Annotated in this window: 24 protein-coding genes and 1 pseudogene; 17 read left to right on the plus strand and 8 right to left on the minus strand. The window is 67.9% G+C overall.

Translation table 11 applies throughout. The features are described 5' to 3' along the window. Positions 1-542 precede the first annotated feature (542 nt). Positions 543-1163: a TetR/AcrR family transcriptional regulator gene (locus ACWFR3_RS31725; protein WP_453738106.1), complete on the minus strand. Its 621-nt coding sequence runs from the start codon at positions 1161-1163 to the stop codon at positions 543-545. A gap of 79 nt (positions 1164-1242) precedes the next feature. Between ACWFR3_RS31725 and ACWFR3_RS31730 the strand changes: the two genes are divergently transcribed. The 3 genes and pseudogenes from ACWFR3_RS31730 to ACWFR3_RS31740 form a co-directional block, all read left to right on the plus strand. Beyond that, entirely contained in the window at positions 1243-2016 is a 774-nt protein-coding gene (locus ACWFR3_RS31730; protein ID WP_453738107.1) for an oxidoreductase, read from the plus strand. Positions 2017-2059: 43 nt separating this feature from the next. Next, positions 2060-2428: a VOC family protein gene (locus ACWFR3_RS31735; RefSeq protein WP_453738108.1), complete on the plus strand. Its 369-nt coding sequence runs from the start codon at positions 2060-2062 to the stop codon at positions 2426-2428. Between the two features lie 159 nt (positions 2429-2587). Then, positions 2588-3134 (plus strand): annotated as a pseudogene (locus ACWFR3_RS31740) (substrate-binding domain-containing protein); the annotation flags it as partial. Positions 3135-3395: 261 nt separating this feature from the next. Here ACWFR3_RS31740 and ACWFR3_RS31745 read toward each other — a convergent pair. Together ACWFR3_RS31745 and ACWFR3_RS31750 are read right to left on the minus strand one after the other, a co-directional pair. Beyond that, entirely contained in the window at positions 3396-3902 is a 507-nt protein-coding gene (locus ACWFR3_RS31745) for a LysR substrate-binding domain-containing protein (RefSeq protein ID WP_453738109.1), read from the minus strand. Between the two features lie 361 nt (positions 3903-4263). Beyond that, complete coding sequence (locus tag ACWFR3_RS31750) at positions 4264-4962, minus strand: transposase (RefSeq protein WP_453738110.1); 699 nt, start codon at positions 4960-4962, stop codon at positions 4264-4266. Positions 4963-5309: 347 nt separating this feature from the next. Between ACWFR3_RS31750 and ACWFR3_RS31755 the strand changes: the two genes are divergently transcribed. The 10 genes from ACWFR3_RS31755 to ACWFR3_RS31800 all read left to right on the plus strand — a co-directional run bounded on the left by ACWFR3_RS31755 (position 5310) and on the right by ACWFR3_RS31800 (position 16574). Then, on the plus strand, positions 5310-5720 hold the full coding sequence (locus tag ACWFR3_RS31755; protein WP_453738111.1) for a hypothetical protein: 411 nt from the start codon (positions 5310-5312) through the stop codon (positions 5718-5720). 8 nt (positions 5721-5728) lie between these two features. Further along, positions 5729-8800 carry a tetratricopeptide repeat protein gene (locus tag ACWFR3_RS31760; protein ID WP_453738112.1) on the plus strand — a complete coding sequence of 1024 codons (3072 nt, stop codon included), beginning with the start codon at positions 5729-5731 and terminating at the stop codon, positions 8798-8800. A 200-nt stretch (positions 8801-9000) separates the two neighbouring features. Further along, positions 9001-9978: an IS5 family transposase gene (locus tag ACWFR3_RS31765; protein ID WP_453738113.1), complete on the plus strand. Its 978-nt coding sequence runs from the start codon at positions 9001-9003 to the stop codon at positions 9976-9978. A gap of 546 nt (positions 9979-10524) precedes the next feature. Then, positions 10525-11211: an HAD-IA family hydrolase gene (locus ACWFR3_RS31770; RefSeq protein ID WP_453738114.1), complete on the plus strand. Its 687-nt coding sequence runs from the start codon at positions 10525-10527 to the stop codon at positions 11209-11211. Positions 11212-11218: 7 nt separating this feature from the next. After that, positions 11219-11986, plus strand: coding sequence for a transposase (locus ACWFR3_RS31775; protein ID WP_453738115.1), 768 nt, complete (start codon positions 11219-11221; stop codon positions 11984-11986). Between the two features lie 505 nt (positions 11987-12491). After that, positions 12492-12875 carry a hypothetical protein gene (locus ACWFR3_RS31780; RefSeq protein WP_453738116.1) on the plus strand — a complete coding sequence of 128 codons (384 nt, stop codon included), beginning with the start codon at positions 12492-12494 and terminating at the stop codon, positions 12873-12875. Between the two features lie 1110 nt (positions 12876-13985). Continuing rightward, entirely contained in the window at positions 13986-14666 is a 681-nt protein-coding gene (locus ACWFR3_RS31785; protein ID WP_453738117.1) for a hypothetical protein, read from the plus strand. 238 nt (positions 14667-14904) lie between these two features. Further along, positions 14905-15090 carry a hypothetical protein gene (locus ACWFR3_RS31790; protein WP_453738118.1) on the plus strand — a complete coding sequence of 62 codons (186 nt, stop codon included), beginning with the start codon at positions 14905-14907 and terminating at the stop codon, positions 15088-15090. Between the two features lie 102 nt (positions 15091-15192). After that, positions 15193-15897, plus strand: coding sequence for a hypothetical protein (locus ACWFR3_RS31795; RefSeq protein WP_453738119.1), 705 nt, complete (start codon positions 15193-15195; stop codon positions 15895-15897). 104 nt (positions 15898-16001) lie between these two features. Then, the gene (locus ACWFR3_RS31800; protein ID WP_453738120.1) at positions 16002-16574 is read left to right on the plus strand and encodes a hypothetical protein; all 573 of its coding nucleotides are present in this window, start codon (positions 16002-16004) and stop codon (positions 16572-16574) included. Between the two features lie 324 nt (positions 16575-16898). Here ACWFR3_RS31800 and ACWFR3_RS31805 read toward each other — a convergent pair whose 3' ends face one another. Next, positions 16899-17276, minus strand: a complete 378-nt coding sequence (locus ACWFR3_RS31805; RefSeq protein ID WP_453738121.1) for a toxin Doc — start codon at positions 17274-17276, stop codon at positions 16899-16901. Continuing rightward, positions 17276-17515 carry a hypothetical protein gene (locus tag ACWFR3_RS31810; RefSeq protein ID WP_453738122.1) on the minus strand — a complete coding sequence of 80 codons (240 nt, stop codon included), beginning with the start codon at positions 17513-17515 and terminating at the stop codon, positions 17276-17278. Before ACWFR3_RS31810 ends, ACWFR3_RS31805 begins: the two co-directional genes overlap by 1 nt. Before the next feature lie 643 nt (positions 17516-18158). Between ACWFR3_RS31810 and ACWFR3_RS31815 the strand changes: the two genes are divergently transcribed. The 3 genes from ACWFR3_RS31815 (at position 18159) to ACWFR3_RS31825 (ending at position 20270) form a co-directional block, all read left to right on the plus strand. Continuing rightward, on the plus strand, positions 18159-19001 hold the full coding sequence (locus ACWFR3_RS31815; protein ID WP_453738123.1) for a hypothetical protein: 843 nt from the start codon (positions 18159-18161) through the stop codon (positions 18999-19001). Next, positions 18994-19623 carry an ATP-binding protein gene (locus tag ACWFR3_RS31820; RefSeq protein ID WP_453738124.1) on the plus strand — a complete coding sequence of 210 codons (630 nt, stop codon included), beginning with the start codon at positions 18994-18996 and terminating at the stop codon, positions 19621-19623. Before ACWFR3_RS31815 ends, ACWFR3_RS31820 begins: the two co-directional genes overlap by 8 nt. 257 nt (positions 19624-19880) lie before the next feature. After that, positions 19881-20270 carry a DUF6009 family protein gene (locus ACWFR3_RS31825; protein WP_453738125.1) on the plus strand — a complete coding sequence of 130 codons (390 nt, stop codon included), beginning with the start codon at positions 19881-19883 and terminating at the stop codon, positions 20268-20270. Positions 20271-20426: 156 nt separating this feature from the next. Here ACWFR3_RS31825 and ACWFR3_RS31830 read toward each other — a convergent pair whose 3' ends face one another. After that, positions 20427-20921, minus strand: coding sequence for a hypothetical protein (locus ACWFR3_RS31830; RefSeq protein ID WP_453738126.1), 495 nt, complete (start codon positions 20919-20921; stop codon positions 20427-20429). 240 nt (positions 20922-21161) lie between these two features. Between ACWFR3_RS31830 and ACWFR3_RS31835 the strand changes: the two genes are divergently transcribed. After that, positions 21162-21614 carry a TY-Chap domain-containing protein gene (locus ACWFR3_RS31835; protein ID WP_453738127.1) on the plus strand — a complete coding sequence of 151 codons (453 nt, stop codon included), beginning with the start codon at positions 21162-21164 and terminating at the stop codon, positions 21612-21614. A gap of 231 nt (positions 21615-21845) precedes the next feature. Here the strand turns inward: ACWFR3_RS31835 and ACWFR3_RS31840 are convergent, their stop codons facing one another. Then, positions 21846-22541 carry a response regulator gene (locus ACWFR3_RS31840; RefSeq protein WP_453738128.1) on the minus strand — a complete coding sequence of 232 codons (696 nt, stop codon included), beginning with the start codon at positions 22539-22541 and terminating at the stop codon, positions 21846-21848. Beyond that, a complete protein-coding gene (locus tag ACWFR3_RS31845; RefSeq protein WP_453738129.1) occupies positions 22538-23770 on the minus strand; it encodes a sensor histidine kinase in 1233 nt (410 codons plus the stop codon). The genes ACWFR3_RS31840 and ACWFR3_RS31845 overlap by 4 nt, the downstream gene beginning before the upstream one ends. Between the last annotated feature and the right edge of the window lie 109 nt (positions 23771-23879).

The following is a 23879-nucleotide window of genomic DNA, read 5'->3' on the forward strand; positions in this document are numbered from 1 at the left end:
CCTCGCCGGCAGACCGCCATCGGATCCGCCCGGACCGACGGCCCCGTGGCGCCCGGCAGCACCTTCCGCCGGACCACCGGCCTGTCCATCGGCCCCACCGTCTACGCCGTCCAGGCTCCCGGGCGCGTCCTGTGGGGCGGCTTCGCCCACGGCATCACCGCCGTCCACGAGTGGCGTTTCGAGGCCCACGGCGACGAAATCCGGGTGTACACCGAGGAATCCTGGTCGGGCGGCCCGGTCGATGCCGGCACGGAGAGCCTGCACAAGGCGCTCGGCCGGTCGCTCGATTCCTGGCTCGAAGCACCTCCGCCGCACCGCGGAAGACCCTGTGGAGACGGCCCGTGCCATGTGGCGGCAGGTGTGCCGGGCGATGAGCAAATACGTGCCGGCGGTGCGGGGCCGGTCTCGTCGGCGCTCCCGCAGCCATGCGGCGACCGGGTTCGTGCTCAGGCCGTCGGGATGGACGAGGCGGGGGCGGCGCCGCGCCGGCGCGCCCGGCTGGGTGCGTTCGCCCGTACGCCGGCAGCAGCGACTGCCGGCGCTCACTCCTGCTCGTCGTCCTCGTCCCGGCTGTGCCGGCGGGGGGTGCCGGCAGGCGTGGCGGTCGTGCGGCGCAGGCCGTCGCAGAGGATCGCTGCGATGTGCCGGGCGTCGTCCTGCCAGCCGGCGGCGCGCATGCCGCAGATGCCTCCGAGCGCCCGCAGGACGATCCGGCCGCTGACGTCGTCGCGCAGGAGTCCCGCCCCGGCGCCCGCGGTGAGCAGTTGGTCGAGGGCGCGTGCCATCTCGTCGCGGGCCTCGTCGAAGACGGGTGAGTCTGTCGCCATGATGCTTTCCAGGGCTTCGCCCATGCCTTTGCCGGTTGCCGAGTGCTGTACGAGCAGGAGCAGGAAGGCGTGCAGGGCGTCGTCGGCGGGATGTTCGGCGAGCAGCCGTGCGGGGGCGGTGCACAGTTCGGCGACTTCTTGGCGGTAGACCTCGGCGATCAGGGCTTCGCGGGTGTCGAAGTGGCGGTAGAGGGTGCCGACCGCGACGCCGGCCCGTTTGGCGATCTCTTCCACGTGCGCATCCGTGTCCCCGGACAGGAATGCCTCGCGGGCCGCTGCGAGCAGGGCTTCGCGGTTGCGGCGCGCGTCGGCGCGCAGGGGGCGTGACGAGGGCAACGCTCCTCCAAGGTGAATCGGGTTCCGTTTATGTGTACCGTTTCCGGAGTCAGGTTCATTTTAGCCGGGGAGTAGACCTATGACCGTCGCGGACGAGGACTTCAAGGGACTGCGGGTTCTGGTGACCGGGGCCAGCCGCGGACTGGGCGCCGCCACCGCGCGGCGCTTCGCAGCGGCGGGCGCCACCGTGCTGACCGCCTCGCGCACCGCACCGGACGATGACGTGCTCGCCACCTTCATCCCGGCCGACCTGCGCACCGAGCGGGGAGTGTCCGAGCTGGGGCGGCGGGTGATCGAGGACTTCGGCGGCGTCGACGTCCTGGTCAACAACGCGGGCGCGGCAACGTCATCGGTGCCCACGCTGGAGCGCACGGATGCGTCCTGGCTCCAGGACCTGGACATGAACCTGCTCAGCGCGGTCCGCCTCGACCGCGCCCTGGTGCCCGGGATGGTCGAGCGCGGATCCGGCGTCGTGGTGCACGTGTCCTCAATCGCCAGCCGGCTGCCCCAGCCCGACGACGTCTCCTACGCTGCGGCCAAAGCGGCACTGAACGCCTACAGCCGCGAACTGGCCACCTCCATCAGCCACAACGGCGTGCGCGTCGTCTGCGTGCTCCCCGGGTTCGTCGCCACCGAAGGTGCCGTCGATCATCTCCGGCAGATGGCCGACCGCCAGGGCGTGGGATACGCCGACATCGAGCGCCAGATCGTCGATCACCTGAAGGTGCCGATGGGACGCCCGGGCGACCCTGAGGACGTCGCCGAGATGATCGCGTTCCTCGCCTCCAGCCGCGCCAAGTGGCTCACCGGAGCCCAGTTCCGGGTCGACGGCGGCATCATCCCGACCATCTGACCGAACCACCTCCACTCGACCCACTCACGGACAGGGACCAACGGTGAACTTCCAACTGACCGCGCTGATCATCGACAGCGCGGACCCCGCCAGCGAAAGCGCCTTCTGGCACAGCCTGCTCGGCGGATCCCTCACCCAGACGCCGACGCATCACTTCCTGCACTCCGACGGCCTTCCCGTCATCGCTGTCCAGAAGGCTCCGGGACACGTGCCGCCGCAGTGGCCCGATGGCAACGCACAGCAGATGCACTTCGACCTCGCCACCGGCGACCTGGCCGCCGCGGACCAACAGGTCCTGACCGCAGGCGGCCGGCGCCTGCGCCCCACAGACGACGTCACCGACTCCGACGCAAAAGGCTCCCGCGTCTACGCCAGCCCGGCCGGACACCCCTTCTGTGTCCGGGCAGCCTGACGGCCTCGTCGGCACGGACTGGAACCATGAGGCGACGACGGCGTGACCCTGCCGCGGACTGGCCAGAGGCCCTGGTCACGCCCCTCCTGGCAGTGATGCCATGTCACGCGATCGACCACGTACCAATGCGGCCAGCCACCGGGCGGTCCAATGTGCCGTCTCGACTTTCCTGCGGTTTCGTGTGACGACGTTGCGTCTGTAGAGCGGAGCCGGCGCCATCTCGTCTCGCTCGGCCACGAGCGGATCGGCCTCGTGCTGGGACCGGCCGACCATGTGGCCTCACAGCGCAAGGTCGCCGCCGCACGCGCCACGGCCAAGGCGGCAGGCAACTCGCTGCCTGAGGCGCACGTGGTGCACGGGATGTTCTCGCTCGAGGGAGGCCAGGCCGCCGCAACCCAGTTGATCAGCGACGGTGTCACGGGCCTGATCTGCGCAAGTGACCCACAAGCCCTCGGCGCGGTGCGCGCGGCCCGGCGCCAAGGCCCTCGACGTACCGCGCGAGGCTTCCGTCGTCGGGTTTGACGGCTCGGCGCTCATGAACTGGACCGGGCCCTCCCTCACCACCATCCGCCAGCCGGTCGAGGCAATGAGCCGCACCGTGACGGAGCTGCTCATGTCGCAGCTCGCGGGCAGCCCGGTGCGGCCGGAGGAGCTGCTTTTCGAACCACAGCTCCTGGCGCGCGGGTCCACGGCACAGGTTGCGTAGTCGAGCCAGCGACGGCTGTTGAAGGCCCTGGAGGAAACGCCTGCCCTGCCGGGTCACACACCCCACCTTCTCTTCAACGGGCACGCGCCCACCCCCAAAGGCCGAGGCGCAGCGGATCCTTCGTCAGCGACGAACCCCGGCCCTCCTGCACGACAGCGTTCTCTCGCTGCCAGATTCCTAGCAACCCAGGGCCCAAGCTCCCCACCGCCAAGGCCTCATCCAGCCTCAACAACCCCGTAGGTAGGGGGGCCCAGGGGGGACTCATGTCGAGGCGTGGGCCGCTGTCCTCAGCGCCCGTACTGCCGGCATGTCTCGGTTCTCCGGAAGCCATGCCAGCACGGACTCGGAGTTTCCCAGCTCGGGAGCATCTACGTAGACGAGGCCGGGACGTGGGTAGCGTTCACGCGCTGCGGCCGGCAGGAACGTGATGGCCTGCTGCTGCAGTACGGCCAGGACCATGGCTTCGGTGTCGCGCACTACGGGCCCGTAGCGGACCGCGGATCCGTCCGGCCGCGGGTTGACGGTGAGGTGGTCCCACCACATGCGCGGTACTTCGCGTGGCATGTCGACCACCAGGCTGTCGGCGAGTTGATCCAAGGTGAGCACCGTCTCGCGGGCCAGAGGGTCATCCGCTGAGAGACAGACCACCTGTGGCTCACTGGCCAGGTGCTGTGTCTGGAACCTGGCGGGCAGCGGCGCGCGCAGGAAAGCCGCACCCACCTCGCCTCTGGCCAGGGCGTCGAACTGCTGCGTGAAGCCGACCTTCAAGAATCAGGCCACGTCCCGGTGCCTGTCCTCAGGATTCGGCGGTCCATACACGTCCGCCTGCAACGGGTCCCCTCCAGGCGCCGAGAAGTGGAGTGTCAAAGCCTGGAACGACGGAACCCGGCGCCTGCAGAACCAGTTCAACGGCAAGTGCCTGGACGACAGCAACGCCTACGGTCTGCGCACCTTCCCCTGCAACGCAAGCCAGTTCCAGAGCTGGTTCTGAGCTTGTCCTCCTCCGTTTCGTCGTGGCCCGTTACGGGGCGGATCGATGCTGTCGTGGCCGTCGCTCGCTCCGGATTTCCAACTCTCTGTCCTGAGCTCGGCATTTATCCTCGGGCGTCACGCAGAGTCATGGATTACCTCATACCTCGGGCATACCGCGACGATCATCAGGCGTCAGCTTCTCACGACACCACGCGTACAAGCTCAGCAATTCCCGTTTCGTCCTGGGCAGCCGGTCGTAACGGGCCGGGCGCCCGTAGCGTTCCACCCATGCCATCGTCACCATCGGTGCGAGCCAGGTGTCGTTGGTCGCGGCGAGTGCCTCCAGGGCCGCCCGCAGGGTCTCGGTGACCAGCTCCACTCGGTTCAGCTTCCGCACCGCAGCCAGCACATGGGTGGAATCGCTCCGCAGCCGGCCGTGCCGTTTGACCAGACCGGCCGCCACCAAGTGGTCAACCATGACAGCCAGCAACCGGTCTGCCCGGTCGCCTTGGGCCATCCGGTCCCTGAACTCACTCGGCACAGAGTGATCGAAGCCAGGGTCGTCCAGCTCAAGACCCAAGCAGTATTTCCAGTCCAGCCTGCAACGGACCGCCTCGGCGGCCTGCCGATCACTCAGGTTCTCCGCATACTGCAGCACCGACACCATCGCCAGGCGGGCCGGCGACAGGCCCCGCCGCCCGTCGGCCGGGTACCAGTCGGTGAAGTCCTCGTCCGTGAACAGTTCGTCCGGACGATCCCGCACCCAGATCGCCGCCGTGCCCCGCGGGTTACTCGCCCGCGCCATCCGCACCGTCAACGGCGGGATCACCCACCCCGAACCGGAGCCCATGGACATCGCGGTCACCCCTCCGGCCGCCCCGAAGCACCCCGCCCCGCTCAGCGCAGCACGACTCCCCGACCAACGGGAGACCTCGCGACGGGACTTCAGCAAGACGAGTGAAGATCTCCAACAGCATCCGCTTGTATGAGCCGAGAGCTACACCCTTCGGCGACAGCGGTCGGTTGGGGGGAACCCTGCGGTGAGCCGCTGTGATCGGCGAAGCGTGCGCGTCCAGTTGGTCGGCGGATGCCGGATGCCGGATGCCGGGGTGTGATCATCCGGTTCGGTTGGAACCGCCGACTCCCTACGTTTCGTCCACTCTTTGTGAAGGCCTGATCACAAATGGTTAGGGGTGGTGCGGTATGGACCCGGTGTCAGTGGGGTTGCTGGCGGCTTTGGCTGGTGGGGCCGGAGGGGAACTCGGCCGGCAGGCATGGGCCGGGTTGACGGCGCTGGTCCGTCGCCCCTTGAGGCGTGATCACGGCGACGATGTCCCTGGAGTCAGCTCCGGCCAGGCGGAACTGGCACAATTGACCCAGGAGCCGACCAACTTGGACCGGGCATCGGCGCTCAGCACGGCACTGGCCATGCGGGCGGCGCTGGACGGGGGATTTCGTGCCGGCCTGGAAGGTTGGCATGCGCAGACGAGTCGGATGTGCGTCGGCGGGGGAGAGGTCAACAACACCATCAGCGGCGGGACTCAGCACGGTCCCGTGCTGCAGGGGCGCGACTACTTTGGCCCGTCGTTTCCCAACTCGCCGGTCCAGAACTGAACGCCGCCGTGGCAGGGGCACAGGACGCTGCCGCAGGCAGTGAGGGCGTAGAGAACACGATCACCGGTGGAGTGTTCTTCCACATGGTTATCCAGGGCCGGAACATCACCGTCCAGTTGCCACCACAGGTCACCCCGGCACTGTCGGGCCTTCCCGCTGCCTCGCAGACGTTCACTGGTCGTGACGAACAACTTCGCCATCTTCTCAAAGCTCTCCGGCCAGGGGGTGATCGGTCGTGCTCGGCGGTGGCGGGACTGGCTGGCGTCGGCAAGACCGAACTCGTAGTGCAAACCGCCGCCCAAGCGCTGCGGAAACCAGGGTGGTTCCCGGGCGGGGTGCTCTTTGCGGACCTGTCGGGCTATGACTCCGACCGGCGAGTGCCCCCAGAACAGGCCCTGGACGGATGGCTGCGCGCGCTGGGTATCCCGGGCGAGCACATTCCCCCGAGCCTGCAGGACAGGCAGCGGCTGTACCGCAGTGTGTTGTCCACCTACGCCCGTCACGGTCGACGGCTCTTGGTGATCATCGACAATGCGGCCGTCGCCGAACAGGTCAGCCCCTTGCTGCCCACCGACGGCGCCACGGCCGCTCTAGTGACCTCCCGCCACTTCCTCGACCTCGATGATGTCCGCCTCTTGGACCTCGACGTCCTCGACGACCGGGCCTCCGCCGATCTGCTTGACCAGGCCGTGCGCCGCGCCCGCGGAAGCACCGACACCCGGATGGCCGACGACCCCGGGGCGGCGATGGCGATTGCCCGTCTGTGCGCCGGCTTGCCCTTGGCTCTTCGTATTGCGGCCGCCATCCTGGCCGCCGCACCTACCCGCCCAGCAGCCTCTCTCGCCTCTGCCCTCGACGTCGAGCACAGCCGACTCGACAAGCTCAGTCGACCTAATCGGGCCGTGCGGGCTGCCTTCGACCTGTCCTACCAACTCCTTGACGACGGCGTTGCCGCACTGTTCCGGTTGCTGCCTCTCAACTGTGGCCCCGACCTGTCCACCGAAGCCGCCGCTTGCCTCGCCGATGGAGAACCAGGCGAAGCAGAGGAACTGCTGCAGCACCTCGCGGAGAGCCATCTAGTCGAGTTCGGGCACCCCTGGGGCCGCTGGCGGCTGCACGACCTGGTCCGCCTCTTCGCCCTGGACAAGGGCGCTGACCGAGACAGTCCCACCACGCGCCTGGGCGCCCAAACCCGTCTCTTTGCCTACTATGTCGCCACCACCACTGCCGCCAGCACTCATCTGGGCAAGCGCCTCAGGCCTCCCTCGGCCCGCTTCGAAACCCGGCAAGCTGCAATGGACTGGCTAGACGCTGAACTCAGCAACTTGATCGCCACGGTTACCTCTGCTCCGGCACTCGGCCACCCCGACACCGCGACCTCTCTTGCCTGGGACCTCGCCCGCTTTCTCGACTCTCGCCGCCGCTATCAGGACTTGATCACCATCACCAGCACTGCCCTCACCGTCTACCGTGAGCTTGGTGACCGGCGCAGAGAGGGCATGGCGCTGAACAACCTCGGCCACGCCTTCAAGGGGTTGCGCCGGTTCGACGAGGCTATTGATGCCCACACCCGAGACCTCGGCATCTGCCGTGATCTTGGTGACCGGCGGGGTGAGGGCATAGCGCTGGCTGGACTGGGCCATGCTTTGAGTGGGGCGCGCCGGTTCGATGAGGCCATGGATGCGCACACCCGCGAGCTGGCCATCTGCCGCGAGCTTGGTGACCGGCAGGGGGAGAGCACAGCGCTGGGCAGCCTGGGCAGCACCCTCTGTGCGATGCGGCGGTTCGAGCAGTCCCTGGTCGTACTCGTCGACGCCCTAAACATCTGCCGGGAGTTGGGCGACCGGGACCGTGCGAGCGTCGTGCTGGCAAACCTCGGCGAAGCTTTACGTCAGGTGCACCGGTTAAACGAGGCCATTGACGCACTCACGTACCACTTGGCCGTCTGTCGCGAGCTTGGCAGCCCGCACCAGGAAGGCTCGGCGCTGAACAGGCTCGGTAATGCCCTGCAGAAGGCGCGCCGGTTCGATGAGGCCATTGACGCCTACACCCGCAGCCTTGCTATCTGCCGCAGTCTTGAAGATCGATACCAGGAAGCCGAAGTACTGAACAACCTCGGCTGCACCTGGTCCGAGTTGCGCCGGTTCGAGGAGGCAGCCGAGGCCCATACCCGGGCCGCCGCAATCTTCAGGGAGTTTAATGACCAGCTCAGCGAAGGCACGGCACGGAACAACCTCGGCAACGCTTTCCTTGAGACGAGCCGGTTCAGCGAGGCTGTCGACGCCTACGGCCGCTACCTGGCGATCTGCCGTGAACTCGGAGATCGGCACCTGGAAGGCCAGGCGCTGAACAACCTCGGCAATGCTCTGCGTGAAATGAACCAGTTCGAGGAGGCCATCGACGCGCACACCCGCGACCTGACCATCTGCCGTGAACTCGGTGACCTCGACCGGGAAGGCGTGGCGCTGAACAACCTCGGCAGCGCTTTGAGCGGGGCAGACCGTCTTGAGGAGGCAGTCGAGGCCCACTCCCAGGCTGCCGCTCTACTGCACGAACTCGGTGCCCGCCACAGCGAGGGCATGGCGTGGGGCAACCTTGGCGTCGCCTTGCGCCGAACCGGCCGTCTCGAGGAGGCCATTGAGGCTGATAGCCGTGCTGTCGCCGTCTTCCGTGAACTCGACGATTGGCATCGTGAAAAAATGGCCTTGATGAACCTCGGCCTTGCTCTGCAGCACATGCATCTGGAGAAGGCAGCAACGCCAAATCCAACCGCGGATTTTCACTTCGAGTTGACGGCTGGCGGTCAGCCGGAGAGCGCCACTGAACTTGCCTTCTCACTGTTTGTTCTGGCCGTAGCAGGGGTCGACACAGACACTGGGCAGGTCCTGCCCGGAACGCTGCAGGCAGCTGAAGGGGCAGCCGAGCTGTTCCGCCGACAGACCGCACAGGATCCGGCACTTACCCGTCTATACCGCGATGCGCTGCAAGCGCAGGCCTCCGTGCTGGTGCTGCTGGGGCGCACCTGGGAGGCAGAAGAGGTGAACCGTCGCCGCATTAACCTGCACCCGCCGCAGGAGTGACCCAAACGTCACCCACTGCACCCCTTCATGTCGACCCAACGCCGAGGGGCAGTGTCTCAGTGCCCGTTGTCGTATCGAGCGTGGCGCCTGGTGACTCGAACGGGGTTCTGAGTCGGGTGGTCTTCTGGTGGTCCGGGCATGAAGGCAGGGCCTCTTGGTAGCTCGGGGTTGCGAAGCCGACCGAGAACCAGGAGACCCTGTTGCCGCAGTTCTACGCGTTCATGCCCACCGAGTTCAACTCCGCATCCCCGTCGTGTGGTTGTGCCGCCCATCGGTTCGGAAACGCGGCCGATCACCCCGAGCGTGTTCGGCGTTACCCGTCGGATATGACGGACGCGGAATGGGAGACGATCCGGCCGCTGCTGCCGGTTCCGGCCTGGCTGGAGGGCCGGGGCGGGCAGCCGGAAGGCTACTGCCACCGCCAGATGCTCGATGCGGTGCGCTATCTCCTGGACAACGGAATCAAGTGGCGGGCGATGCCGGTCGACTTCCCGGCCTGGAGCGCGGTCTATGCCTTCTTCCGTTGCTGGCGCGGGCAAGGGCTGATCGCCGAGTTCCACCACCGATTGCGCGGCCGGGTGCGGCAGGCCGAGGGGCGATCGCTCCAGCCGACCGCGGCGATCGTCGACTCGCAGTCCGTGCGGGCGGCCGAGACCGTCGGCGCCGCAACCCGCGGCTGGGACAGCGGAAAGAAGGTGGGCGGCCGCAAACGCCATATCACCGTCGACAGCACGGGGATGCTGCTGGTAGTGCTCGTGACCGGCGCCAACGTCCAGGACCGCGACGCCGGCCAGCCGCTGCTGGAACAACTCCGCCGGCTCCACCACAAGATCACGCTCGTCTGGGCCGACGGCGCCTGTGCCGGCCGGTTCGTCGACTCCGCCCGCGACCACCTCGCCCTGACTCTGACCGTCGTCAGACGACCCGCTGCCAGCACCGGCTTCACCGTGCTGCCCCGGCGGTGGTGCGTCGAGCGCACCCTGGCCTGGCTGATGCACCGACGGCGCCTGGTCCGCGACTACGAACGCCTGCCCGCCACCAGCGAGGCGATGATGCTGTGGTCGATGACCATACTCATGGGCCGCCGACTGGCCCGACGGCGGCCGCCGCTGCGAATCTCCCGGCCGCCGGCTCGACCGCCCAGCCCCGCTCCACCAGGCGCTTCAACTTCGCCCTGAGTCCTTCGATCTGCGCGGGAACCAGTTCGAGGTCCAGCATGCGGGCCAAGTCCGCGGCCCGCAGACCGCCTTGAGGCGTCCGGGAGGCGAGCACGGTCATGATCCGGCGGTACTCCGGCGCGAGCACTCCCGCATCCAGTCCCTCGCGGTGATGCGGCACCACCGAACCCCGCTTCGGCGTCACCCGGGACGCATCCGGGCCGGGCACTGCCTTGAGCGAGGCCTGCTCCTCCGGCTGGGACAGCACCTGGCTCACCATCTCCCGTGCACACACCAGCCGTTCCACCTCCAGCTCGGCAGCCGCGAGCTCCGAGCGCAGGCCTTCGGCCCGCTCCCGTGCTGATGCTTCCCTCGCCTCCAACAACCCCAGTACCGATACCACCGGCCACCTCCGAACGAGCAGGAACACGGACCAGGCATGTCTTCCTGACCCGCCGGAAAGCCACTCCCACCAGCAGAAACTCAGCGATCAAGTTCGGAACGACAACAGGCACTCAGGCTTGTCCCGCAAACTGCCTGCTCAGGGCCTGATGGCATGATCGGGGCGTGATCAGTGAACCCGGCCGTCCCGGTGCGATGAGGTATGTCCTGTTCGATGTCGATGGCACGTTGATCGACGCCGTGGACAATCAGCGTCTGGTCTGGCGCACGTGGGCGGAACGGTACGGACTCGATCCTAATGAGGTCTACCGAGTAGCACTGCGGACGAGGCCGATGGAGACGTTCGCGCAGGTTGCTCCGGATCAGAACGCCGGGGAGTGCCTGGCCGCACTGCATGAGCTGGAGGACGAGGACGTTCGCACCGGTTCATATACGGCCTTCCAGGGCGCCTCTGAACTGCTGAACGCCTTGGAGCCCGGGGCATGGGCGCTCGTGACCTCGAACTACGAGCACCGGGTACGCGGACGTTTCGCACGGACGGGCTTGCCGGTCCCGAAGGTTGTCGTGGATGCGGCCGCCGTGACCGACGGCAAGCCGTCGCCGGTGCCGTATCTGCAGGCGGCCGCACAACTCGGCGCCAGGCCGGAGGACTGCCTGGTCCTTGAGGATGCTCCCTCCGGGGTGCAGTCCGGGCTGCGTGCCGGGATGACGGTGTGGGGCGTGAACACCCCCGCGGCAGTCGATGGCGTGCATCGTCACTTCGTCAGTCTGCGCGAAGCGGTCCGAGAGATCCTCGCCTTCGCGTCCGGGGTCCATCCTGATCGGCTGGAGGGTTCAGCCACAGTGGAATGATCTTGCTATGGCTGGTGTGATCACGGCGTCGGAGCCGTCCTTGATAGCCCCGTTCACCGGGCTGAGCCCGCGCTGCGTCGGCAAGTTGGTGACCCTGGTGTGGCGCAAGGTCCCGGACGAGCCGCGGCGCGGACGGCCCTGGAGCCTGCCGCTGGAAGACCGGGTGCTGCTGGTCGCGACCTACTGGCGCACGAACTTGACGCTGCGCCAACTCGCCCCGCTCTTCGGCGTCTCGAAGTCCGCCGCCGACCGGATCATCGACCATCTCGGGCCGAAGCTCGCGTTCCAGCCGAGGCAGCGGTTCGCGAAGGACACCGTGCTGATCTTGGACGGCACCCTGGTGCCCACCCGCGACCACGCGGTGGCCGAGCAGTCGAAGAACTATCGGTACTCCACCAACCACCAGGTGGTCATCGACGCCGACACCCGCCTGGTCGTCGTGGTCGGCCGCGCACTGCCGGGCAACCGCAACCACTGCAAGGCGTGGGAGGAATCCGGGGCGAAGGCAGCCGTCGGCCACACCACCACGATCGCCGACGGCGGCTATCCCGGCACCGGCCTGGTCATGCCCCACCGCCGGCGCCCCGGCGAGGAACTGACCGACTGGCAGCAGGCCAACAACAAGGTCCACAAGCGAGTTCGAGCCCTGGTCGAGCACACCTTCGCCCGCATGAAGAATTGGAAGATCCTCCGCGACTGCCGCCTGAAGGGCGACGGCGTCCACCACGCGATGCTCGGCATCGCCCGCTTGCACAACCTCAACCTCGCCGGCTGAGCCCCGCACGGCTCGGGACGTCGCCGCCGGCCGAACCACTCACAAGATCAATTATGGGACAGCCCTTAGCCAAGCTGGATTCCGTCTCGGCGTCCGCTTCGGGTCCGTGCAGGGACACGGTGGTCTCCTACACTTCGGCACCGTGCCCCGCGGCGGCTCAGGCGGCTGCTGCTTCAGGATTTCGACGGCTTCGTTCACCTCGTTTTTCGGGCTCGTTGAGACGATCGCCGACCTGGGGGCCGGCCAGGGACGCGGGATCACGCAGCGGTCCTACGGCGGCGGACGGGGCAAATATTCGAATGGAAAAATTCCGCATGGGTCCCCACGGGGCGAGTGCCGTGACCTCGATTTCACACGCATGACGCGGCGGACTCGGCCTATGCGGTCCGATTCTTTACAACCATGCGCCATGTGACGAGTCTTGAGGGCTGTCAAGTGAATCGAGTGATTCACCGTGGCATTCAGCGTGTAGAAACTGGGAAAGCCACATTGTTGAGGAGGGGTGATGGTCTACTTCCCGGGAATGGAAATTCTGCTGGCCAAGGGGGTGATCGCACTGAAGGCGGCACTGGCGGCCAAGGGGGCGGCGGCGACCGCCATCGTGCATCAAGCCGGTACGCACGCGCTGAGTACGGCAGTAAGCAGCACGCTCTACACGCCGCTCGGTGCCACTGCCAGTTACGCAGCTCACCACACGATAGGTGCCAGTTTGGCCCACGCGCTCGCGCAAGGTGCTTCAGCCGGGGCTGGCGCCCTCGTAGTCGGAGGAACTCTCTACACGGTCGGTGAGGTAGTGGGTTACATGATCAATGAAATGAAGGAGGATGGCTACAGCGACGATGAGATCCGGGAGTACTTCCGCAAGACATACGATCTCGTCTTGGAGTAGTGCGGTGCGATGCGCCCAGAGTTTCATCCCGGGAAGCGCTTTTCCTCCATTCTAGCGACAGGCTTCGATCTTCCACGCCAGGGGGGATTCCTTCTGGCCGCCGCTTTGCGAGTCCTGCGGTGTGAACGCGAAGCGCTATTCCCCGAGCCCGGTGGAGGATTGGCGGCCGGTAGAGCGCCCTGCGGTCGGACGTCCCTCCCAAAGGGCCCTCTCTTCTTGTGGGGCGGGGGAGTTCGGTCGCACAGGGATGGGCAGCGTGGTGCAGTTGAAGGTGCTCTGCCGGCACCTTCTCGGCGGCTGCTGTTCCCCGTACGCGCGGGGAACAGCAGCCGCGCTCGGCACGCTGTCGACCGGTGGCAACTGCTCCCTGCGCGCGGGGACGGACCTTCGATCAGAATGGCTGTGCTGTCGGCTCCGAGCTGCTCCCCGCATGCGGGGGATGGTCCCGGATCGGCAACTCCGGTGGCGGTCGGGCTGCTGTGCGGTGCTGCTCGATGGGGTGGCAGGGGCATTGGTAGTCCTGTGTCTTCGCCACTCCTTGGCGATCTCGTTCTGAGACTTCGAGCAGCCGACGGCGGCCCCGGCGATCAGCAGGACGGTAGCGAGCAGGGCGGTGGTATGGCGCATGATCCCCCCAGGCGTGTGTGAGGGCCCGGAGCGTAGCGGCGCGAAAGCTGTGATCGGGCGGGAATGGCGAAGGCGCCCCGCAGTGGAGAAGCGCAGTAGGCCTCACAAGCCCGGGACCTCACTTCTGTCGACAGGAGATCGAGTACAGGATTAGCGAGGGCGCGTGACAGGCCGTAACCCGCCGCCGGCGAAAAGGTCCACGATGTGGAAATGGAGCCCGCAACGCCGTCCCGATCGACGCCCTCTACTTTCCCGGCGTGCCGTCAGGTGCCCTTGACCTGCGGAAAGTTGCGCTGGGTCGGCACGCTAGAGGCGACCGGTATGATTAGCGTCGCTGAACTGGTCCTCCCCTGAACTGGTCGTTATTTAATGCTAGTTCGCAGGAGTCCGGCCCTCGTCGAGGTATCGCGAGAGCGAGGCGTCGGCGAACCGCCGTGTACGACTTGTCGAGGTATCCCCCGGTAACGAGTGAGGAGCGGTTCGATGTTCCATGAGATGGCCCACCAAGGCGTTTCACCTTTACGTCGTTGGTGGGCCATCCGCCCAATCCCCCGTAGCGCGTTGGTCGCGTGCGCGGGTGCACTCGTACTATTCACGACAGCCGCGGATACGCCACGGTCCACCGTTGAGATCTTAAGCGCCCAGAATGCCGGCGGCTACGTCGTGATGAGCGAACCCAGCATCCACCCTTGGGCGGGTACGTTTGGCTCCTACCTGCTGTGCGTGGAAGGCGAACATACGGTCACCATCAAGCGAGTGCGATACGAAACCCCGGTTCGTCCGCTCGATGTTGATCTACTGCTGCGGGAAGTGGACACAGATGCGAGCGTGCTTGTGTCGATACAGGGGAAACCACCAGGGTTCACAGACCTGGAGAGCGGTGCGCGCCATGAGGTAGCCGGTAAACTCCAGCCGTTGCGCGCAGACCACGCTATCGAGCGGCCTTGCGGAAATCCAAGGTACGGTCGCGGATTCACCGAACTCCTCTTTATCGTCAAGGTCGATCAGAGAGGCGGGGTGGTTGATCAGGTGCGAATCGACTATGTGATCGACGGACACGCGAACGAACACACGCTAGAGCTGGAAGGGAAGATCGTTCTGTGCGGCGACGCCGTTGGGAATGTGGGCGCCCAGCCCTATTGCGACGAGACTCGACCACGCTGACATGATTGGGAAGCCGCTCGCCTGCCACCGTGCAACCTCCAAAGCTGACTCTCCTCCTGTTGTCAGTGGTGGAGGGGATCATCGGGTTCCGGGGGCCCCGGAGGTCCTCCTCTGACCGGCGCCCCCCGATGATGGAGAGGGGTGCGTCCCCCGCAGGCCCCTCCGAATACGGCAGAGGGGCAGTCCGCCCTCGTTGGGATGACTAGCGATTCCTCCATGGTGATCCGAAGGGGGCGGTATGCAGACGACGTCGCTGCGCAAGGGTGAGAACACGGTGCTGTCGGTGTCGGTCCAGGGCCTGTCGGCGGATGTGTCCGCGCTACTCCTCGGCGCCGATGGCAAGGTCCGCGCTGACCACGACCTGGTTCCGGCTCCCGTTGTCGGGGGCGAGGCCGGGAGGTGGTGTGTGCGGGGGGTGTCGTAGCGTGTGGGCATGTCCATGCCTCCGTCACCGTCTGGTGGGTTCGGTCCTGTTCCGCCTGCCTACGGGCAGATACCGCCGCAACCGCCGTATGTTCCTGCGCCGTTGGCACAGCAGGGGCCGCCGTACGGCCTGCAGCCCTACCCCGCACCCGCGTCCTGGGGCGCCCCGCCGCCGCCGGGGCGCAGGACGGGCAGGATCGTCGCGGTGGTCGGGGCCGGTGTCCTGGTGGTGGTGCTGGTGATGGTGGGGTTTGCGGTGTTCGGCGGGGTGGGGTTCCCGGAGGCGAAGTACCGTCTGCGGGTGCCCGCGGAGCTGGCCGGGGGGACGTTCAGGCTGACCGCGGATCTCTCGGACACGGCGGGCCGGCAGATCGTGGAGGAGAACCGCAACCGCTCCCACGTCCGTGATCCGAAGGCGGTGGTGGGCAGTTACACGGGGCAGGGCGAGCAGGACGGCAGCCAGCTGGTGGTCTCGGGCATATACGGGCGCTTCCGGAGTCAGGCGGAGACGCGGGACGACATGATCGAGGGTGCTGGGGAAGCCGGGGGCGCCACGGTCGCGGTGCCCGCCCGTGAGGTGACGGTGCGGGGTTCGCAGGTGACGGTGGAGTGCCTGGTGCTGACGTCGGATCAGGGCGGGGCGGTGCGCAACGTCCCGATGTGCGTGTGGGCTGATGACAACACCTCGGCGTCGGTGGGTGTGGTCACCGACGAGAACGTCTACCAGGACCCGGGCGAGGTGGACTTGGCGGAGGTGGCGCGCATCACGCTGCAGGTGCGCGAGGAGATGCGCGAGCCCATCGGCTGACGTGCAGGGCCTGGCGGTATAAGAAACCGTCTTTGGACTTCGGCGGGTGTCCTCGCCATTGATGGGTTGGGATTCTTGTCCTCTGGCCGGGTGGAGGAGGGTGTGTGAGTGTCGAGGAGTCGTGGGGCAAGATCGAACGCTGGATAGCCCTGCATGCGCCGGAGGAAGACCGGTTGCCGGGTCCGTGTGCTCGCGCAGAGCTGGATGCCTTGTACGAGTCTCTCGGCGGGCAGCTGCCGGATGATGTCGAACGCTCGCTGCTACGTCACAACGGCTCGGGCCTGACCGTGATTCTGCCGCCCGAGTTCACGCTCCTGGGCGTCGGGGACATCCTCGAGAAGCGTGCGGTCTGGTTGGAGTACGCGGCACCGGATGACTCCAACCTGGCAGAAGGAGACAAACCCTTCCTCGTCCCGTTCGCGGCGTTGAGCGTGATCCAGCTCCTGGTCGACACCAGGACAGGCCGTATCGGCGAGTGGGGCATCGAGCAGGGCTTCGCCTGGGAACGTGATCCCCCCTGGGGCTCCTTCACCCGGGCCCTGGACTTCGTCGGGAACCTGCTGGCCTCGCCGCGTCCTTGGATCGCGATACTGCCGGGCGACGACGAGTGGGAAGTAACCGACAGGCACCCGGATTTCCCCGGGACGCTCGTATGGACCGAAGACCCCGTCGACTGACCTCCAGCCGGCCTGGAAGCAGACCCCGAGTACCTCTCATCGCTGCGGGCCCCCTCGCCGGGGGACGAGCGATCCCCGGGACCCTGGCTCTGCCGGCGACCTGCGGTGCGCAGAGGCCGCCCGCGCTGTCGCAGCCTCGGTGCTCCGCCGGCGGGAGACGTACAGGCAGTCCTGTGAGTGCAGCTGCTGAACGCGGGCACCGCCAGGCCTGCGGCGTGTCCCGCCGCTGCGGGTTTCCGGAGGCGGGCGGGCACGGAGGTCTGCGCAATCGCTCCGGGCTGCAGGCTGCGGCCAGGTCGCCGCCGGCGGCTCAGAAGCGGGTCCTCAGACTCTCCAGGTGCGCAGCGCCTCGGCGACGGTGTAGACGCTGATCCTGGTGCCGCGGATTTTGCGGACGAGGTCGGAGAGGGCGCCGTAGGGCGGGTCGATGCCTTCGCCGGACTGGTCCATGTACTGGGCGGCGACGAAGGCCGCGTACAGGCTGTTGCGGTGCGGCAGCGGTTCGAGTCGCACGATGGTGTGCAGGAGTGCGGCGGCCCGCCAGGCGGCGTCGGGGTCGGATGCCTCGAGGGTCGGCATCCGTGTTTTGTGCCGGGCGACGGCTGCGACCAGTGCGGAGTAGTCGGAGACGGTGACGTCGTCGCTGTGGAGGGCGGTCTCCTGGACGTCGAGCAGCCAGGAGACGTCGATGTGCAGGACCATCAGGCGGCTGAGGCTCCGTCGGTCCGCTGTGTGGGCGGTACCTCGTCGGGGAAGGCGGCGTCGAACTCGGCTTGGAGCCGGTCTGCCCACTTCGCGGCGCCGGCGACGAATTGCTTGCGCTGCATCTCCCGCACCCCGAGATCGTGCAGGTAGGACTTCAGGCTCTTGCCCTCGGCCGCCGCCGCCGCGCGCACGCCTTCCATCTCTTCGTCGGAGAAGGACACATTGAGTGATGGCATACCTCCTATGGTACCTACTTGGTGCCGGCACATGCCATCCCTTCCCACAGCTGGCCTGAGGGGCGGGGGTTGTCCCTGGTCAGGGACAACCCCCGCCCTTCTCCGGCTCCCCGCAGCACGCTGGTGCGCTCCCGGCATGGCGAGCAGCGTGGGCTGCCCGCGAGGCCTGGGATGCAGGCGCGCAGCATTCCGGGACGGTGCCTTCGCAAGGTCGTTCATCCGCTTCACCGGATGAGTGAGCGCAGGACGGGAACGCAGCCGCCGGCTGCGACCAGCCCCGCGAGGAATGCTCCGGGAACAGGCGTGTGGTTGAGGAAGCTGAGACCGCCCACGACCAGCCCGATGACTGCTGCCGTCAGGAGGATGAGAGCGGTGTGGAGTGTAAGGAAAGGGGCGGGCTCCGGTGGGGTCGGACCGGGTGAACTCACGTTCCCTCCAGCGGGCGTTGAGGATGGTGACGCCTGCTCCTACGTCACGGACGCCCCGGCATCCCACGGACTCGGCTGGTCCCCTGATCAGCCAGAAGATCTTGCACGTTTCCGTGGGGCGTGCGCGAGAGGGCAACCTACAAGGTGCTGTCTTCGTGCTTGGCCGGGTAGAGCCGGAGCGCGGACGTGGCGGCGATCACCCGGAGGGGGAGGCGATGAGGCGCGATGACGAAGCTGCGGGCGAGGCATCCGCAGCCTCACCGGCCCGTAACCCGCAACCTGCAGAGCAGATGCGGGCTCTCGGCGCGCCTGTGCCTGGTGAATCTCTGCGTGAGATGGATACCGAGAACGCTCGGCGGGCCCGGCGGCTGCAGGAGAATCTCGATCGCCGAATGGCCGACGAGCGGATGGTCAGAATGCTTTCTGCCGACGGCTTCGCAGGTCCGCGGTACGACCGCTTCGAGGAGGAGTTGGCCCGCTACGGAATCTCGGTGCTGCGTGGATGGATGCACTCCGGCTTCGTGTTCAAGCTGGTGGCCTTGCGTGGCTTCGACCTCAGGCCTGATGAGCTGGAGCTTGAGGAACTGGTCCGCGACGGCGAGCTGCGGGAGGAACTGGCGATGATGACCGTGGCACGGGCGCTGCCGGCCTTCCGGCAGCGAGCGTTGGTCGAGGGCGGGTGGAGGGCCGAGGGCGGCGCAGGCGTCGCGACGTACTTCATGGGTGCGTGCGCCTATGAGTTCCCCAATGAATACCGCCGGTACCGGCGGCAGGAGAAACGGTGGCGCCGTGGCCAGGTGAGCGAAGACGTCACAACGGAGGCCAGGTCCGCCGTGCGGTGCGTCGAGGAGGCGGTCCTGAGCAACCTGTGGGTGCTCGACGAGTTGAAGAGCATCGGCGATCCACGGATTCAGGCGGCTGTTGCGCTGACGGTTGACGACTTCTCGCAGGAGGAGATCCAGCAGCTGCTCGATGCGAAGTCGATTCGTGCGGTTGAAGGGATGCTGTACCGGTGGAGGATGAAGAAGCAGCGCGAAGAAGGAGGTCGGCATGGCTAGCCGGAACGAAGACCTCGACGCCCTGCTGGAAGAGACCTCGCCCGGAGAGGCAGAAGCCCACAGCAAAGCAGACTTCGATGCCCTGCTGGAAGAGTCCTCGCTGGGAGGGGCAGAAGCCGGACTCCTTCGTGCCGGCACCCCGCGCAGCAGCGCCCAGACAGCGCGCGCGATCGCTCCGCAATCGGCACCCCTGAACAGGTCTTCCGCGGGAACCCGTCAGATCCGGGAGCTGAGCTTTGCCCCCGGACCCGCCGGGGTCATTCCGCTCGCCCGTGACTTCACCCGCCAGGCACTCTACGAGTGGGGCCTGCTTCCCGCCGCCACCCCCGATCAACGCGCCTTCGCCGAGGACGCCCTGCTGGTCGTCTCCGAACTGGTCACCAACGCCTCCATGCACGCCGACGGCCCGGATGAACTCCGGATCACTTGCGACAGCAAGGTACTGCGCATCGAGGTCTCCGACCTGGCTGTCGGCCAGTCCGTTCCGCGCGCCTCGCACCGGCCGGGGCGACCCGGTGGCCACGGTATGTACATCGTGCAGCGCCTGTGCAGCGACTGGGGGGTCTCGCGAGTACCGTCGGCGGTCGGCAAGACGGTCTGGGCGGAACTCGCCATGCTCTGATGGGACGCTCGTCAAATCGGGACCTGCCAACCGCGACCGAGACAGTTCGCGAGTCCACGAGTCCAACGCCACTTGACGTCCGAGAGGACTGGGGGGTCGGACAGGGCAGTCCTGCCCGACCCCGCCGGTCAGCCGATCAGGCTGTGCAGTACCAAGGCCGGTGCACGCAGGCCGGATGTGCCATGGACGATGCCTGCTCCGCTCGCGCGGCTCCATCGTCGCGACCGATCGGGCCGTACGAAAGAAGGTAGGGCCTGATGAGCGCGATTGCGCAGGAAGGCGATCTCGTCCGGGAATCCGGGGTGGTCTGGCTGGAGGACACCGCGGACATGGACTACGCCCGCCAGGCGTTGGACAAGGTCGGTACCCGCAAGGGCAGGCCGCGCTACGAACGCGACGGCCGGATGATCGGCTACACCAACCTGGCCCCGGATGCGCCGTGCAGCGCCGACAGCGGTCTCTTCTCCCGCCGCACGTTCTACCTGCTGCCGCACGACCGCCCCAACCGGCCCGACGACCCCGAGTGCCCCTACCGGGTGGGATCGCCGCTGGAGGCCGTCGACCCGCGCACGGTCGCGGCGGGCAAGGCCGGATCCAAGACCCCCTGCTCCCAGGCGACCGGTGAGATAGTGCCGGCCCGCTCGTAGCCGGGGGAGCGAGCGCCCGCCCTCGCGGAGCCCTGTGCGAGGCGCGGCTGGTTGATCAACATCTGCGGGGTCCGGAGCGCGGCTTCGTCTCCGGTACGGCCTGGAGGCCGACAGCCCCTGCCGGAAGCCGCATAGGCTGCCGTACATCCGGCGCCCTCAGGCTCGGACGGCGGCGAACTCCCTGCCGGAGACGGCACCTGGACCGCTGATCATCGTGCGGGCCTCGCGCGCTGCGAGCGTGACGCCGTTCGACGATTCGAACCCGGCCTCCCGATGGGCGCGCTGATAGCGGCTGATCGATGCCCGCATGATGACGCCCGTGCTGAGCCCGAGGAGAACGACGACAGCGAGCGACCCCAGCGTCAAGAACCCGGAATCCATGCCGGCCCAGGCCGACACGATCCCGGCCGCAAGCCCGGCGAGAGCCACGTAGACCAGGCAGAGGAGAACCCTGGACCTTCGCTCGCCCAAGGCGCTGGCACGCTGCAGCCCCTCCTCCATGGCATCGAGCTGCTCGATCTCCGGCGTCCGCGTCGTCGCAAACTGCTGGAACAACTGTTCGTGCTCTGCGCTGCCCCGGGACCGCTGCTTGATCACCGTTCCATCTGCGGCAACATGCCACTGGATCGTCCAGGGCTTCTTCTGTTCCACGCTTCACCCCGCCTTGTCGGCAAGCGACGGCCTTCACCTCGCCACGTCGGCGACGATGCTACTTCTTCCTGGCACACCCCGGGTCGCTCTCCGGTCAGGGCCCCTGGTCGCCCGCACCCGGTCGTTCCTGCTCCTCCTCGATGATCCGGCGGGCGTGGGGCGGCGGCGGAGGAGGCGCGAGTTCCTCTTCGCGAACGGGCACCGGGGCGTCTCTCCGATCGGTGCCGGTACGTTGGCCCGATGGACGAGGCGTGGAGCAAGTTCCGTGACCGGCTGCGGGCGGAAGTGGCCGGTATGCGCGAGGGGGACACTCTGGTGGTCTCCGAGCCCGACCCGGAGCCTGCGCCGGTGCCCGACGCCCCGGGCCGGCGCTGGTGGCAGCGGCGCCCCAAATCCCGGCAGGAAACCGGGCGTTACGTACAGTTCATGAGGTGGCACGACGGGTTCAGCGCCGAATGTGTCTCGTTGGCGTACCGGACGATGACCGAGGCGCAGAAGCAGCGGCTGCTGGCGCTCGGCTGGTCCGACCCGGACGCCCACCCACCGCGCGGCGGGCGCTCGGAGAATCACGAGATGTCGTTCGGCCTCGACGAGGTCGACCGACTTGCCCGGATCTCCACCGACTCGCTCCGCGTACTGCGCGAGGAGCCGCCTGACGCGCAGTGGACCTGGCGGAAGGACCCGCCGGCGTGAGGGCCCGCCCGGCTGGGAAAGAAGGCCGATCTCTCACGCTTCCGTACCGGATTTGGGGGACAGCTACTGCGTGCCGCTGAGGAGATTCAAGCTGCCCGCACGCCCCCAGACCTTGACCGAACAGATAGAAGCACCCCCCAGCCTGCGGCGAGTTGACCGACGCAGGCCTTCAGCGGCTGCTCACCCGATCCGGCCGGGCGTTCGTGCTCAGCTACGTGCCCGGCGCGCCGCTCACCCGACGGGCCGGCCAGAGCGCACGCCGTCCGCACCGGGTCCGAAACCGTGGGCATGGGCCCAGGCGACGGCCGCCGCGCGGGTGCGGACCTGGAGCTTGGCGAACAGGTGGTTGATGTGGGTCTTGACGGTGGCCTCCCCCACCAGCAGGCGCCGGCCGATCGCGCCGTTCGACAACCCCTGGGCGAGCAGCCGCAGTACGTCGCACTCGCGCGGGGTCAGCAGGTCCTGCGACGGTTCGGCCCGCCGCCGTTCGGTCGTCTGGCCGGTGCCGCGCAGGGCGGCGGCCAGCAGCCGCTCCTGGACGACCGGGTCCAAGGTGGTGTGCCGGGCGAGCGCGGCCTCGATCGCGCGGACGATCTCGGTCTTGCCGGCGTCCTTGGTCAGGTAGGCGCGGGCGCCGGCCTGCAGGGCGTCGAGAATCAGCTGATCGTCCGCCATGGTCGTCAGCACCACGACGGCCACGTCCGGGTGCGCCGTCACGATCCGGCGGGTGGCCTCCACGCCGCCCATCCCCGGCATGCTCAGGTCCATCAGCACCGCGTCCGGGTGCGTTTCGGCGACCCGGGCGACGGCCTCCTCGCCGTTCGCGCACCCGGCGACGACGTCGATGCCGTGCATCATGTCCAGCAGGGTCATCAGGCCTTCGCGGACCACCTGCTGATCGTCGACGACCACGACCCGGGTACTCATGCGGGCACCTCCGCCTGCACGCGCCACCCCTGCGGGGTGGGGCCGGCCGTCAGGTCGCCGCCGACCAGCAGCAACCGCTCGCGCATGCCGGCCAGACCGTAGCCGCCGTCCATCCCCGCTACTGGGGGCCGTGGGCCTGCCTCGCCGCCACCGGAGCCGGCGGGCCCGGACAGCACGGTCAGCCTCACCTGGTCCTCTTCGTAGTCCAAAGTGGCGGTCAGCTCCTGTCCGCGGGCGTGCTTGGCGGCGTTCGCCAGCGACTCCTGGGCGACTCTCAGCAACGCCAGCCCGACGTCCGGTTCGAGCGCGCGCGGGGTGCCGACCGGCGTGAACGTCGCCGGCGCGCCGGAGGCGGTGCGGTGGTCGTGGACCAGCACGGTGAGGGCCTCCGGAAGGGGCGGGGTGTCCGCACGCAGGACCGCGATCGCGCGGCGGGTCTCGGTCAGTCCGTCGACGGCGATCCGGCGGGCGTTGCGGACCCGCTCCACCGCCTCTTGGGTGCGCGGCGGATCCGCGGTGAGCAGCGAGTCGGTCACGTCCAACTGCACCGCCAGAGCACCCAGCGACTGCGCCAGGACGTCGTGGATCTCCCGGGCGACCCGGGTCCGCTCGGCCAGCGCCGTGGCCCGCTGCTCCTCCTCGTGCACACGCCGGGTCTGCAACAGCAGTTCCTCCGCCTGCGCGTGCTGGGTCCCGACGCTGCGCCGGGTCGCGCCGGCGAGCTGGCAAGCCAGCAGGGCGGCGATCCAGGCGGCGACGCGCGCCCATGCCGACCCGGGGAAGCCGGCCACGATCCCGCCGATCGCCAGCGCCAGGACGCCGGCCGCCAGTACGGCCGCGTTGACCAGCGTGGACAGGAACGCTCCGGACGACACCGCCGCCATGCCGACGATTGCCGTGGCCAGCATGGCCTCGGGTTCGAGGGTGACCAGGAGGTTCCCGCTGATCATTACGATGCCCAGGATCGGCACGGCCAACGCCTCGGGCACCGGAGATCCCGCACGGAAGGCGGCCGCGCACCACAGGGCCCAGGCGCCGCTCATCAATACCACCAGCGCCCAGGTGGTGGCGGACCAGGCAAGCCCGTCCGAGAACGGCAGGCCGACCAGCACCAGAGCCAACCCGAGCACCCGGGGCAGCACATGCTGCCAGAGGTCAGCACGCGCCAGGACCGGTCGCGGCGGCACGGGGTGCGCCGGCGACGGCTTGCCTTCGGTGGTAACGACCATGGTTGCAGCTTGGCATGCACCTGTGCCCCGCAGCCGGGCCGGGGCCCGCCGGCAGGTGGAGGAGGGTGGAGAAGGGTGGAGGTATCCGCGCTCCACCCTCCTCAACTCC

Source organism: Streptomyces sp. NPDC055189, from assembly GCF_053606765.1.

What these genes read in the sequence shown, in the direction of transcription:
- ACWFR3_RS31730 (WP_453738107.1), top strand. Translation starts at nt 1,243, where the DNA reads ATGACCGTCGCGGACGAGGACTTCAAGGGACTGCGGGTTCTGGTGACC.
- ACWFR3_RS31750 (WP_453738110.1), bottom strand. Translation starts at nt 4,962, where the DNA reads ATGTCCATGGGCTCCGGTTCGGGGTGGGTGATCCCGCCGTTGACGGTG.
- ACWFR3_RS31755 (WP_453738111.1), top strand. Translation starts at nt 5,310, where the DNA reads ATGGACCCGGTGTCAGTGGGGTTGCTGGCGGCTTTGGCTGGTGGGGCC.
- ACWFR3_RS31775 (WP_453738115.1), top strand. Translation starts at nt 11,219, where the DNA reads ATGGCTGGTGTGATCACGGCGTCGGAGCCGTCCTTGATAGCCCCGTTC.
- ACWFR3_RS31780 (WP_453738116.1), top strand. Translation starts at nt 12,492, where the DNA reads ATGGTCTACTTCCCGGGAATGGAAATTCTGCTGGCCAAGGGGGTGATC.
- ACWFR3_RS31785 (WP_453738117.1), top strand. Translation starts at nt 13,986, where the DNA reads ATGTTCCATGAGATGGCCCACCAAGGCGTTTCACCTTTACGTCGTTGG.
- ACWFR3_RS31790 (WP_453738118.1), top strand. Translation starts at nt 14,905, where the DNA reads ATGCAGACGACGTCGCTGCGCAAGGGTGAGAACACGGTGCTGTCGGTG.
- ACWFR3_RS31805 (WP_453738121.1), bottom strand. Translation starts at nt 17,276, where the DNA reads ATGGTCCTGCACATCGACGTCTCCTGGCTGCTCGACGTCCAGGAGACC.
- ACWFR3_RS31810 (WP_453738122.1), bottom strand. Translation starts at nt 17,515, where the DNA reads ATGCCATCACTCAATGTGTCCTTCTCCGACGAAGAGATGGAAGGCGTG.
- ACWFR3_RS31815 (WP_453738123.1), top strand. Translation starts at nt 18,159, where the DNA reads ATGAGGCGCGATGACGAAGCTGCGGGCGAGGCATCCGCAGCCTCACCG.
- ACWFR3_RS31820 (WP_453738124.1), top strand. Translation starts at nt 18,994, where the DNA reads ATGGCTAGCCGGAACGAAGACCTCGACGCCCTGCTGGAAGAGACCTCG.
- ACWFR3_RS31825 (WP_453738125.1), top strand. Translation starts at nt 19,881, where the DNA reads ATGAGCGCGATTGCGCAGGAAGGCGATCTCGTCCGGGAATCCGGGGTG.
- ACWFR3_RS31835 (WP_453738127.1), top strand. Translation starts at nt 21,162, where the DNA reads ATGGACGAGGCGTGGAGCAAGTTCCGTGACCGGCTGCGGGCGGAAGTG.
- ACWFR3_RS31840 (WP_453738128.1), bottom strand. Translation starts at nt 22,541, where the DNA reads ATGAGTACCCGGGTCGTGGTCGTCGACGATCAGCAGGTGGTCCGCGAA.
- ACWFR3_RS31845 (WP_453738129.1), bottom strand. Translation starts at nt 23,770, where the DNA reads ATGGTCGTTACCACCGAAGGCAAGCCGTCGCCGGCGCACCCCGTGCCG.